The organism is Lysobacter rhizosphaerae, from assembly GCF_054779795.1.
The window spans coordinates 500,538-513,144 of sequence record NZ_BAAGXO010000001.1; the positions used below are offsets into that span (position 1 = coordinate 500,538).

The 12,607-nt window shown below is 67.8% G+C and carries 10 protein-coding genes; 5 read left to right on the plus strand and 5 right to left on the minus strand.

Annotation, left to right across the window (positions count from 1 at the left end):
- Positions 1-38 precede the first annotated feature (38 nt).
- The gene (locus ACYVGE_RS02320) at positions 39-821 is read left to right on the plus strand and encodes a glycine zipper 2TM domain-containing protein (RefSeq protein WP_460726692.1); all 783 of its coding nucleotides are present in this window, start codon (positions 39-41) and stop codon (positions 819-821) included.
- Positions 822-912: 91 nt separating this feature from the next.
- Here ACYVGE_RS02320 and ACYVGE_RS02325 read toward each other — a convergent pair whose 3' ends face one another.
- Positions 913-1,710 (minus strand): SDR family oxidoreductase, encoded by a 798-nt coding sequence (locus ACYVGE_RS02325; protein WP_460726694.1) that lies wholly within the window; start codon positions 1,708-1,710, stop codon positions 913-915.
- A 169-nt stretch (positions 1,711-1,879) separates the two neighbouring features.
- Positions 1,880-2,761 carry a PhzF family phenazine biosynthesis protein gene (locus tag ACYVGE_RS02330; protein WP_460727283.1) on the minus strand — a complete coding sequence of 294 codons (882 nt, stop codon included), beginning with the start codon at positions 2,759-2,761 and terminating at the stop codon, positions 1,880-1,882.
- A gap of 227 nt (positions 2,762-2,988) precedes the next feature.
- Between ACYVGE_RS02330 and ACYVGE_RS02335 the strand changes: the two genes are divergently transcribed.
- The 4 genes from ACYVGE_RS02335 (at position 2,989) to ACYVGE_RS02350 (ending at position 9,344) form a co-directional block, all read left to right on the plus strand.
- Entirely contained in the window at positions 2,989-5,571 is a 2,583-nt protein-coding gene (locus ACYVGE_RS02335) for a bifunctional aspartate kinase/diaminopimelate decarboxylase (RefSeq protein ID WP_460726696.1), read from the plus strand.
- 72 nt (positions 5,572-5,643) lie between these two features.
- Entirely contained in the window at positions 5,644-7,005 is a 1,362-nt protein-coding gene (gene murL / locus ACYVGE_RS02340; RefSeq protein ID WP_460726698.1) for a UDP-N-acetyl-alpha-D-muramoyl-L-alanyl-L-glutamate epimerase, read from the plus strand.
- Positions 6,986-8,383, plus strand: a complete 1,398-nt coding sequence (gene murD / locus ACYVGE_RS02345; RefSeq protein ID WP_460726700.1) for a UDP-N-acetylmuramoyl-L-alanine--D-glutamate ligase — start codon at positions 6,986-6,988, stop codon at positions 8,381-8,383. The genes murL and murD overlap by 20 nt, the downstream gene beginning before the upstream one ends.
- 151 nt (positions 8,384-8,534) lie before the next feature.
- A complete protein-coding gene (locus tag ACYVGE_RS02350) occupies positions 8,535-9,344 on the plus strand; it encodes a dienelactone hydrolase family protein (RefSeq protein ID WP_460726702.1) in 810 nt (269 codons plus the stop codon).
- A gap of 11 nt (positions 9,345-9,355) precedes the next feature.
- Here ACYVGE_RS02350 and ACYVGE_RS02355 read toward each other — a convergent pair whose 3' ends face one another.
- The 3 genes from ACYVGE_RS02355 to ACYVGE_RS02365 all read right to left on the minus strand — a co-directional run bounded on the left by ACYVGE_RS02355 (position 9,356) and on the right by ACYVGE_RS02365 (position 12,349).
- Positions 9,356-10,366: a polyprenyl synthetase family protein gene (locus ACYVGE_RS02355; protein WP_460726704.1), complete on the minus strand. Its 1,011-nt coding sequence runs from the start codon at positions 10,364-10,366 to the stop codon at positions 9,356-9,358.
- A gap of 70 nt (positions 10,367-10,436) precedes the next feature.
- Positions 10,437-11,228: a LytR/AlgR family response regulator transcription factor gene (locus ACYVGE_RS02360; protein ID WP_460726706.1), complete on the minus strand. Its 792-nt coding sequence runs from the start codon at positions 11,226-11,228 to the stop codon at positions 10,437-10,439.
- Positions 11,225-12,349: a sensor histidine kinase gene (locus tag ACYVGE_RS02365; RefSeq protein WP_460726708.1), complete on the minus strand. Its 1,125-nt coding sequence runs from the start codon at positions 12,347-12,349 to the stop codon at positions 11,225-11,227. Before ACYVGE_RS02365 ends, ACYVGE_RS02360 begins: the two co-directional genes overlap by 4 nt.
- Positions 12,350-12,607: the final 258 nt, after the last annotated feature.

The window sequence follows — 12,607 nt, forward strand, 5'->3', positions numbered from 1 at the left end:
CGATCCGCGCACGCCATCCCGGCGTCCGGAGTGCCCACATGAAGCGCCTGTTCGTTTCCACCCTGGCCCTGTGCCTGGCGGCCACCACCGGCCTCGCTTCCGCACAGACCTACAGTGCTGCGCCGTACAACGCGCAGGCCGCGAATGTCCGTTACGACTATGCCCGCGTGCTCCGCGTCGATCCCGTGTTCGATTCGGGCAACGGCTCGGGCTATGCCACGTCGAACTCGCAACGGTGCTACCAGCGCAATACCGTCGTCCAAGGTGACGATTCCTACAACGGCGGCTACAACAACGGTAGCTACAACAACGGTAGCTACAACAACGGTAGCTACAACAACGGTAGCTACAACAACGGTAGCTACAACAACGGTGGCTACAGCAACGGCGGCTACAACAACGGTTACGGGAACGACGGCTACTACGACCAGTACGGCAATTACCATCGCAATGCCGGCACGCAGACCGGCGCGACCATGGCGACCGTGCTCGGCGGCATCGTCGGTGCCGCGATTGGCAGCCAGGTCGGCGGCGGCAGTGCGCGCTACGCGACCTCTGCGATCGGTTCGATGGTGGGCGGCATGGCCGGCCGGCAGATCTATGAGCAGCGCCAGCGCCAGCGCGTGCCGGATCGAACGGGCACGGTGACCGTGTGCGACCCGGTACCGGTTCACGACGGCAACGGTTACTACAACAGCAACGATGGCTCGGTCGACGCGTACGACGTGACCTACGAATACGCCGGCCAGCAGTACACCACCCGCACCCACTACCATCCGGGCGATCGCATCCGCGTACGCGTCGACGTGCGACCGGAGTAAGGGTTGGGGAGACAAGAAGGGGCCCACGGGCCCCTTCCGATTCTGATCAGTGGACTTCTGATCAGTGGACTTCTGATCAGTGGACTTCTGGTCAGTTGACCCGGAGCCGCCGCGCGAACGCGGTGTACCAGCGTAGCGGCAGGAAGCGCTTGAACAGCACGGCGACACGCTCGACACCGGCAATGGTGACCTCATAGCGGTCGGCTTCCACGGCGCGCCAGATCTTCTCCGCACACACCAGCGGATCCATGCCGCCGTCGATGTCGTGGTCGGATTTGCCATACGGCAGCCCGCCTGGCCCGAGCGCGTTGACCGACACGTTGGTACGCACGAAGCCCGGGCAGGCCAGGGTGAACTTCACGCCACGATGGCCCAGTTCGATGCGGGCGCTGTCGAAGAAACCGTGCAGGGCGTGCTTGGCGGCCGCATAACCGGTGCGCCGTGCCATCGCGATGTAGCCGAATACGGAACTCACGACCACGACATGGCCGTTGCCCCGTTCCACCCATCCGGGCGCCAGTGCCTTGGTCAGCGCCATCGGCGCGAACAGGTCGATCTCGATCAGCTGGCGGTAGGCCGCCATGTCGGTATCCAGCATGGCCGTGCGCTGGGAAATGCCGGCGTTGTTCACCAGCACGTCGATGGGGCCGAAGTAGCTGGCGGCGCGCGCGGCGAGGGCCTGCGCGTCATCGAGGTTGGCCAGGTCGACTGGCAGCACGGCAACGTCGTGCGGCCGCGGGCATGACTGCCGCACGCGTTCGAGCTCGGTTTCGCGCCGCGACGAGAGCACCAGCTTCGCGCCGCGCTGGGCCGCCAGTTTCGCCAACGCTTCGCCGATGCCGCTGGAGGCGCCGGTGATCCAGACGACTTTGTTGGTGAGTTGGGTCATGAATGGGGCTCGGGGTTGTCGGCAGTTTCAGCGCCCTTCGTTCGTCATCCCGGCGAAAGCCGGGATCCAGCTTTCCGAAGCAACAGCAACGGCTGGATCCCGGCTTTCGCCGGGATGACGAGCAAAAGCGATACGCCACGGGCAATCAATGTCTGACGTGGCTCGCGAATCACGCGGGCCAATCGATTTCCCCGGTCACCACGTCGCAGACGCGACCACCGGACCAGACTTCGCCGTCGGCATCCACCTGCAGGTCGATGATCGCGTCGTGGCCGACTTCGCGGCCCTGGCTCACGCGGTAGCGGCCGTCGGCGCTGGGCAGGGCGCCCCGCGCCGCCAGCCACGCCGCCAGCGTTGCGTTGGCGGCGCCGGACGCGGCATCCTCGAACCGCGCCGGCGCGCCGACGAAGGCGCGTACGGCGTAGTAATGCACCGGATCGGCGCTGCGGGCATAGACGAACAGGCCCATGCTTTCGGTGGCCTGCGCGAGTTCGGCGATGGCGTCCCAGCTGGGCGAGGCGGCGCGCAGCGCGGCCTCGTCGGCGAGTTCGGCCAGCCACCAGCGCCGGCCACCATCCATCAATGCCGGCGGCAGGGTGCCCAGGGGCAGGCCGGCGAGGGCGGCGGCGAGGCGCGGATCGCCCGGGGCGGCGATTTCCACGACCCGCGCCTTCGGCGTGCGCACCGCGATCGTGCGCGTGCGTCCTTCGCCGACGACACGCAACGGCAATACCCCGGCGATGCCTTCCTGCCATAGCAGGCCATCGCGGGGTGCCGCCAATCTGGCCTCCATCACGGCGTGCGCTGTGCCGACGCTCGGGTGCCCCGCGAACGGGACTTCGCGGCGCGGGCTGAACATGCGGATGCGGTAGCTGGCGCCCGGCTGGGTCGGCGGGAACACGAATGTCGTTTCCGGCAGGCGCGTCCACTTGGCGATGGCCTGCATGGCGGCATCGTCCAGGCCGTCGGCATCGAGGACGACGGCGAGCGGGTTGCCGTCGCCGGGGTTGCAGGCAAAGACATCCAGTTGCAGATAACGACGTTTCATCAGGAAGGGCTCGTGGAACGCAGTCCGGGTGGTATCCCGGGTGGGGGAATGAACTGGCGGGTTCGACTAGAATTGCCGGTTCTTGAAGTCTCGTACCGCTGAACCTGCCGGTCCGCGCCTCGCGGCGCGGATGGATCTTCCGGAGTGGGCCCGAAAGACGCGATTCTAGGGGGCCGGCGCCCCCGCGCGGACATTTCCTTTCCTCATCACCTTCATAAGGACGCACATCAGTGACAGCGGGAGCGACTCCCTGGGTAGTACTCAAGTTCGGCGGAACCTCCGTATCGCGCCGCAACCGTTGGGACACCATTGGACGCCTCGCCTCGAAACGCATGGCCGAGGACGGCGCGCGCGTGCTGGTGGTGGTGTCGGCATTGTCGGGGGTGACCAACGAGTTGCAGGCGATCTCGAATGGCGACGACATCGCCGGCCGAATCGCCGCGCTGGTCGAGCGCCATCGCGCGTTCTGCACTGAACTCGACCTTGATGCCGAGGCGGTGCTCGGCGAACGCCTGTCCGTGCTGCAGGCCCTTGGCACCGATCCGCGAGCAGTCGAACGCACGCTCGACTGGCAGGCCGAAGTGCTCGCCCAGGGCGAACTGCTCTCCTCCACGCTGGGGGCGGCGTACCTGCGCACCCAGGGCCACGATTTCGGCTGGTGCGACGCGCGCCAGTGGCTCGATGCCGTGTCGCTGCCCAATGCCAGCCCCTGGGCGCAGCGGCTGTCGGTGAATTGCCGCCACAACGGCGAGGCCGGTTTCATCGAACGGTTCTCCCGGCAGCAGGCACCGATGCTGCTCACGCAGGGCTTCATCGCGCGCCATGGCGATGGCGGCACCGCGATCCTGGGTCGTGGCGGTTCGGACACGTCCGCCGCGTACTTCGGCGCGCTGCTAAAGGCCAGGCGGGTCGAGATCTGGACCGATGTGCCGGGCATGTTCACCGCGAATCCGCGCGACGTGCCCGATGCCCGCCTGCTCACCCGCCTGGACTACGCGGAGGCGCAGGAAATCGCGACCACCGGCGCCAAGGTGCTGCATCCGCGCTCGATCGCGCCGTGCCGCGACGCGGGCGTGCCGATGGCGATCCTCGACACGGAGCGCTTCGACCTGCCGGGCACGCGCATCGACGCCTCGGCCGCGACCGTGCCGGGCGTGAAGGCCATCAGTCGTCGCAACGGCATCGTCCTGGTCTCGATGGAAAGCATCGGCATGTGGCAGCAGGTCGGCTTCCTTGCCGACGTGTTCGAGCGCTTCAAGCGCCATGGTCTTTCCGTCGACCTGATCGGCTCGTCCGAAACCAATGTCACCGTCTCGCTCGATCCCAGCGAGAACCTGGTCACCTCCAACGTGCTGGAGGCGCTCAGCGCCGACCTGGCCGAGATCTGCCGGGTCAAGGTGATCGCGCCGTGCGCGGCGATCACCCTGGTCGGTCGCGGCATGCGTTCGCTGCTGCACAAGCTGTCCGACGTCTGGGCGACGTTCGGCCGTGAACGCGTGCACCTGATCTCGCAATCGTCCAACGACCTCAACCTCACCTTCGTCATCGACGAGGCCGATGCCGACGGCATGCTGCCGCAGCTGCACGCCGAACTCGTGCGTGGCGGCGCGATGCCGGTGCTCGATGACAGCGTATTCGGCCCCAGCTGGCGCGAGATCGCGCACGGCAAGGTCGAGCGCGCACCGGCGTGGTGGGCAGGCGCGCGCGAACAGCTGTTGCAACACGCGCAGGCCGGCACCCCGCGCTACATCTACGACCTCGCCACGGTGCGCGAACGCGCGCGGGGCCTGCTGTCGGTATCGGCCATCGACCGCTGCTTCTACGCGATCAAGGCCAATCCGAATGCGGCCGTCCTGCACGCACTCGCGAACGAAGGCTTCGGCCTGGAATGCGTGTCGCAGGCCGAGCTCGACCACGTCTTTGCCGTACTGCCGGAGCTGTCGCCGCAGCGCGTGCTGTTCACCCCGAGCTTCGCGCCGCGCCGGGAATACGAGGCAGCGTTCGCACGCGGCGTGACCGTGACGCTGGACAACGTGGAGGCGCTGCAGCGCTGGCCGGAAGTCTTCCGCGGCCGCACGATCTGGTTGCGCCTCGACCTCGGTCATGGCGAGGGCCACCACGAGAAGGTGAAGACGGGCGGCGTCGCGGCGAAGTTCGGCTTGCCGGTCGCGCGCTTCGACGCCTTCCTGGCCGAGGCGCGCAAGCTCGGCATCCGCATCAGCGGACTGCACGCGCACCTGGGCAGCGGCATCGACGATCCGCGGCACTGGCGCGAGGTTTACGCGCACCTGGTGGGCCTCGCCGACAACGTGGGCACCATCGAGACTGTCGATATCGGGGGCGGCCTGCCGATCCCGTACACGCCGGACGCGCAGCATTTCGACCTGGTGGCATGGCGCGAGGGCCTGGACGAAATCAAGGCGGCGTATCCGCGCTACGGCCTCGTGATCGAGCCGGGCCGCTACCTGGTCGCCGAAGCGGGCGTGCTGCTGCTGGGCGTGACCCAGGTCGTGGAGAAGGACGGGGTTCGCCGTGTCGGCTGCGATGCAGGCATGAACGCGTTGATGCGGCCGGCGATGTACGAGGCGTACCACGGCATCCACAACCTGACGCGGTTGACGGACCCGGCGATGGTCGCGTTCGACGTGGTCGGACCGATCTGCGAAAGCGGCGACGTGCTCGGCCGCAGCCGGTTGTTGCCCGCAGCGACCAGCGAAGGCGACGTGCTGCTGGTTGCCGACGCCGGTGCCTACGGCATGGCGATGGCCAATACCTACAACCTGCGGGCGCTGCCGGCCGAGGACGTGCTGTAAGGCGGGCTGGTCCGCCACGGCGATGATGATGTTTCAACGGCGGGCCGCGGCCCGCCCTACGATGGTTCTGAAATGACTGACTGGAAATTCCAACGCGACGCGATCAAGGCCTTCCGCTTCGTGCGCTGCACGTTCGATGCGGCCACGGGCGTCGCACAGCTGGTGTACGCCTTCGACGATGGCCCCGAGCTGATCGAAACGATCACCGTGCCCGGTGCGCCGTTCGTGCTCGAAGGCAAGCGTGCGGCCGCCGCGCAGAGCGCGCTGCAGCTGCTGCACCTGATCGCTGGCGTGAGCTACTACAAGGCGGCGGTGCCGCCGGAGATCCACATCGATTCGTACGCCATCGATGCCGATACCGCGGCGATGCTGGAACTGATCTACGTCAACGGCCTGGGCGAATTCGCCTACCGCAACGGCCTGAACCTGCACGGCAAGATCCGTTTCCCGAGCGAAGCCAAGCCGCGCGCCGCGGCGCCCGCGCTCGGCCTGCGCGAGCATGCGCTGGTCGCGATCGGCGGCGGCAAGGATTCGCTGGTCAGCATCGAGGCCCTGCGCACGCTCGGCGTCGAGCAGACCGTCACCTGGATCGGCGGCTCGCAGCTGATCAAGGCCTGCGCCGAGCGCACCGGCCTGCCCACGCTCAATCTCGGCCGCGCGCTGGCGCCGCAACTGTTCGACTACAACCGCGAAGGCGCGTGGAACGGACACATCCCGGTCACCGTGCTGAACTCCGCGATCATGGTGTTCGCCGCGGTCCTGCTCGGCGTCGACCAGGTGGTGTTCTCGAACGAACGCTCGGCCAGCTACGGCAGCATGATCGAGGGCACGGGCGAGGTGAACCACCAGTGGTCGAAGGGCTGGGCCTGCGAGTCGGCCTTCGGCGACTACGTGCAGCGCGAGATCGCCAGCGACCTGCATTACTACTCGCTGCTGCGTCCGCTCAGCGAGCTGGCCGTCGCGCGCCAGTTCGCCAGGACCGACCGCTACGACGCGCACTTCAGCAGCTGCAACCGCAACTTCCACATCCTCGGCGAGCGCCCGGCCAACCGCTGGTGTGGCGTTTGCCCGAAGTGCCATTTCGTGTTCCTGGCGCTGGCGCCGTTCATGCCCAAGCCGCGCCTGGTCGGCATCTTCGGCCGCAACCTGCTCGACGATCCGGCGCAGACCGCCGGCTACGACGCGCTGCTCGAATACCAGGACCACAAGCCGTTCGAATGCGTCGGCGAGGGCCGCGAATCGCGCGCTGCGATGGCCGCGCTGAGCGTGCGGCCCGAATGGCGCGAAGATGCGCTGGTCGAGCGTTTCGCGCGCGAAATCCGCCCGCAACTCGATGACGCGGAACTGCGCATCGAGCCGCTGCTGGTGATCGACGAAGAGCAGCGTATTCCCGCCGCGCTGTGGAACCGCCTGCGTGCGCATCTCGCAGCTTGAGGGACGCAAGGTCGCGTTGTGGGGCTGGGGCCGTGAAGGCCGCGCCGCCTATCGCGCGATCCGTTCGCGGCTTCCGCAACTGCCGTTGACGCTGGTCTGCAATGCCGACGAGGCGACGGATGCGCGCGCCCTGGGCGATGCGTTCCTGTCCGTCGAAACCGACGCGGATGCGCTGGGTGCGTTCGATGTCGTGGTGAAGTCGCCCGGCATCAGCCCCTACCGGCCCGAAGCCGTCGCGGCGGCGGGGCAGGGCACGCGTTTCCTCGGCGGCACGGCGCTCTGGTTCGGCGAGCATGCAGACGCCGCCGGCTTCGCCGACAACGCGGTGTGCGTGACCGGGACCAAGGGCAAGAGCACGACGACCTCGCTGCTGGCGCACCTGCTACGCGCCGGCGGCCATGCGACCGCGCTGGCCGGCAATATCGGCCTGCCGCTGCTGGAGGTGATCGAGCCGGAAGCCGCGCCCGATTACTGGGCGATCGAACTGTCGAGCTACCAGACCGGCGACGTCGCCGCGAGCGGCGTGCGGCCCGGTGTCGCCATTGCGCTCAACATCTTTCCCGAGCACCTCGACTGGCACGGCTCGCACGAGCGCTACATCGCCGACAAGCTGCGCCTGTTGACCGAGGCGAAGCCGCGCATCGCGGTGCTCAACGCCAGCGATCCGATCCTTTCGGCCCTGCAGCTGCCCGACAGCGCGATCCGCTGGTTCGGCCGCGGCGATGGCTGGCACCTGCGTGAAGACGCGCTGTATCGCGGCGACGAGTTCGTGATGGACACCCTCGCGCTGCCGCTGCCCGGCCGCCACAACCGCGGCAATCTGTGTGCGGTATTGACCGCGATCGAAGCGCTGGGACTGGACGCCGTCGCGCTCGCCCCGCACGCCGCCAGCTTCAAGCCGCTGCCGCATCGCCTGCAGACCATCGGTACGCGGGATGGGATCACCTACGTCAACGACTCGATCAGCACCACGCCGCACGCCAGCCTGGCGGCCCTGGACGTATTCCGCGGCCGGCGCGTGGCGCTGCTCGTGGGCGGCCACGACCGCGGCCTGCCCTGGGAAGAGTTCGCCGCGGCGATGCGCCATTCCGCGCCGCTGGCCATCATCACGATGGGCCAGAACGGCCCGCGCATCCATGACCTGCTTGCAGCAGTCGCAGGCGAAGGCGGCTTCGCGCTGAGCGCCGCTGCCGATCTCGCCGATGCCATGCACCAGGCCAGGGCCGCGCTCGCGGGTGACGGGGTGGTGCTGCTGTCGCCGGGTGCGCCCAGCTTCGGTGCCTACCGCGACTATGTCGCACGCGGCCGCCATTTCGCCGAACTCGCGGGTTTCGATCCCGACGGTATCAGCGCGATTCCGGGATTGGGCATCGGCTGACGCAGCAGCCGCGTCGCACGTCCGAACGGCCAACATGCGCGGGGTGCCCACCCGCGCCACGATGGCAAGATTGCCGGGCTACACGGTGGTGCCGGCCCGCAGCACAGGCTGCGCCATCCGCTACCTGCGACGGACCCCAGGAGATGACGCGATGCGCAAGCTGATGGCCACCCTTGCCCTTGTCATGGGAATTGCCCCGGTATTCGCCCCGGCATTCGCCGCGATGCAGACACGCCCCGTCGAATGGACGGTAGGCAACGACAGTTTCAGCGGCATGCTGGTTTACGACGATGCCAGCACGACCACACGGCCCGGACTGGTGATGGTGCCGAACTGGATGGGCATGTCGCAGGCAAACATAGCCCGCGCCGCGGGAGTCGCCGGCCGCGATTACGTCGTGCTGGTGGCCGATGTCTACGGCAAGGGCGTGCTGCCGTGGGACAAGACGGAGGCGAAAGCGCAGGTGATGAAAGCCGTCGCCGATGGTGGAGTGACTCTGCGCAGGCGCGCGGCCGCGGCCGTGGCGGCGTTGAAGGCGCAGGCGGGCAAGGCCCCGCTGGACCCGTCGCGGATCGGTGCCTTCGGCTTCTGCTTCGGCGGTTCGGTGGCACTGGAGCTCGCGCGCAGCGGCGCCGACATCGCCGGCGTGGTCAGCATCCATGGCGACGTGGACAGCTACCGGCCGGCGAAGAAAGGTGACATCAAGGCGTCCGTGCTGGTGCTCAACGGCGCCGACGACGCGTCGGTGCCGGACACCCAGATCGCCGCCTTCGAGAAGGAAATGGATGCGGCCGGCGCCGATTGGCAGTTCGTGAACTTCAGCGGTGCGCGCCACTGCTTCACGCAGCCGGAAGACCAGCCGACGGACCCGGCGGACAACTGCCGCTACGACGAACGCTCGTCACGGCGCGCGTTCGAGATGCTCCACGCCTTCTTCCGCGAGCGCTTTTCCGCGAAGTAACGCTGCCGCGATCAGTAATCGCGGTTGACCGCGTAGCGGGCCAGTCCGCGCAGGGCGGCGGTGTAGTCGTTGTCAGCGAAGCCGTCGAGCGCGCGTTCGGCGGCACCTGCGTATTCGAAGGCGCGCTGGCGGCTGTAATCGAGGCCGCCGGTCGCGTGGATCGCCTGCAGCACTTCCGGCAAGGCCCCGGTATCGCCGTGTTCGACGGCGTGGCGCAGGCGTTCGCGCGTCGCGGCTTCGCTGTGCAGCATGGCGTGAATCAGTGGCAGCGTGGCCTTGCCCTCGGCGAGGTCGTCGCCCAGGTTCTTGCCCAGCGTCTCCGCGTCGGAGGCGTAATCGAGCACGTCGTCGGCGATCTGGAAGGCGTAGCCCAGGTTGAGGCCGTAGTCGTGCAGCGCATCGCAGGTCGCCGCATCCGCGCCCGACAGCAGCGCGCCCAGACGGGTCGCCGCGGCGAACAGCACCGCGGTCTTGCGTTCGATCACGCGCAGGTAGGCGGTTTCGTCCGTGTCGGGGTTGCGCACGTGCAGCAGTTGCAACACCTCGCCCTCGGCAATCCGGTTGGTGGTGTCGGCGAGGATGCGCATGACTTCCATGCGGTCGAGTTCGACCATCAGCTGGAAGCTGCGCGAGTACAGGAAGTCGCCGACCAGCACGCTGGCGGCGTTGCCCCACACCGCGTTGGCAGTCTTGCGGCCGCGGCGCAGGTCGGATTCGTCGACGACGTCGTCGTGCAGCAGGGTGGCCGTGTGGATGAACTCGACCACCGCGGCGAGCTGGTGCGCGTCCGGGCCGCGGTGTCCGAGGGCGCCCGCGGCGAGCAGCAGCAGCATCGGGCGCAGGCGCTTGCCGCCGGCACCGACGATGTACTCGGCGACCTGGTTGATCAGCACGACGTCGGACGCAAGGCGATGGCGGATCAGGGCATCGACCGCAGCCATGTCGTCGCGGGCGAGGGCCTGGATGGTGGCCAGGTCGGGCAGCGACGACGTCGCGGGGTGCAGGGAGGAATCGGCAGACATGGGCCGCGATTATACGGGCACGTATTTATACGGGCACGCATGCGGGCAGCCCGCGCCCGGACTTGCGCGGTCAGCGCCAGCGGCGTGCGTTGACGACCTTGAGGACGGTTTCGACGTAATTCGGCCCGATCGCGTGATCGGCCCCGGAGGCCAGTGTCAGCGACATGCCCTTGGGCCCACGCCGGTGCAGGCTGGTGACCTGCTTGAGGTTGACGATCGTCGAGCGATGCACGCGCAGGTGGATGGCCGGATCGAGGCGCGTGGCCAGCGAACTGATCGTGTCCTTCAGCAGGTGCGACCGGCCACCGGCATGCAGCAGCACGTAATCGCCTTCGGCCGTGATCGCGTCGATTGTTTCCACGGGAACGCGGACGATGCCGTCGCGCGTGCGCACCCAGAATTCGCGCTCAAAGTTAGACGCGTTTTCCGGGTTGCCCGCGGCTTGCAGGCTGGCGATCAGGTGTTGCAGTTCGTCGAAGCGCACTTCGGCAGCGCGCGCCTCCAGCCGTGCCCGCGCCAGGCGCACGGCTTCACGGAAGCGCTCGAAGGAGACCGGCTTGAGCAGGTAGTCGACGGCGTGCACTTCGAACGCGCGCACGGCATGTTCCTGGTACGCGGTGACGAAGATGATCTCGGGCAGGTGCTCGCCCGGCTTGAGCTCGGCGATGGCAGCGAAGCCATCCTTCACCGGCATCTGGATGTCGAGCACCGCGATGTCGGGCTTGAGTTCGCGGATGAGGGTCAGCGCTTCCTTGCCGTTGCGCGCCTTCGCGACGAGCTCCGCATCGGGAATGCCGGCGACGGCCAGCTCGAGGCGATCGAGCGCTATGGGTTCGTCGTCGGCAAGGAGGATGCGGATCACGCAGCGCTTTCCAGCACCTGGTCCGCCTGCCAGGGAACGCGGATCACGCTGCGCCAGCCGTGTTCGAGCGGACCGCTATCCAGGTGCGCGTCATCGCCGTAGAGGGCCGCGAGCCGCTGGCGGGCATTGGACAGGCCGATGCCGAGGCCACCGCCGGCATTGCCATGGGTGCTGCCGCCATCGTCTTCGACGCCAAGGACCAGATGGCCATCCTCGCGGCGCGCGCGGATGAGGATCTCGACCGGCCGCTCGGAGCCGCCCAGGCCGTACTTGAGCGCGTTCTCCACCAGCGGCAGCAGGACCAGGCTGGGCACCATCGCGCGGGTGCAATCCGCGGGGATGTCCCAGGTCACTTTCAGGCGATCGGAAAAACGCGCGGCCTCGATTTCGAGGTATTGCCGGAGCATGCCGATCTCGTCCGCCAGCGTGGTGAGCTGCGAGGGCGTACGCGCGAGCGTGTAGCGCAGGAAGCGCGACAGGCTCAGCACCATCTTCTCCGACTCGGCATTGCGCCCGAGCACGATCAGCCCGGCCAGGGTGTTCAGGGTGTTGAAGAGGAAATGCGGGTTGATCTGCAGGCGCAGCGCGAGCAGTTGCGCCTGCTGCGCGGCGCTGTGGGCGTCGGCCAGTTGCTGGTCGCGGCGGCGCACCTCGGCGACGTTGCGCGCGGCCGCATACAGCGCGCACCACGCGAAGAAGTTCCACTGGTAGGCCTTGTAGGTCTCGCTCAACTCCCAGCGGTTCATCCAGCGATCCGGATACATCGTGTAGTAGTCGGTGAAGTATCGGAAGACGTACTCGCCCACCCCGGTGAGCACCAGGCAAGCGGGAAAACTCAGGGCAAGGGCGTAGCCCAGCAGCCGCCAGGGCCGTTCGCTGTCGACTTTCCTGAGCAGGACATGGATCGCGAGGCACAGGGCGATGCCGATGGAACTGGCGACGGTACGCGCCATCAGGCTGCCGGTTTCCACCATCATGTCGCCGGGCATCAGGGCGAGCATGGTGCGCATGACGTAATGCATCGCCCACACCGCCAGCGTGAGCGCAAAAACCGTGCGGTCGAGCGGGTCGAGCCTGCGCAGAACGGGCATGGTCTGCAGGAAATTGCGTGAATTGGTCATTGCCGCCCGTGTGCCCTTGGATACGATCGTTTCCACGCGGTCGCGCAGGCCGGGTGGTGTACCCGGCATGGACCCGCGATACAAGCCTGCGCGCGCCGCGCCCACGGAGTCAAAGCGGGGGTGTCTGGCCCGGTCGCCGGAAGCGGTGGCCGGCACCGCGATCCAGCCCGATCCGATGAGGCCGCCCAGACGGGCTCGACGGCAATTTCGTCGCCACAAAAGGCGGTTTCGTCGATTTTCACGGCGCTGGTCGCGCTC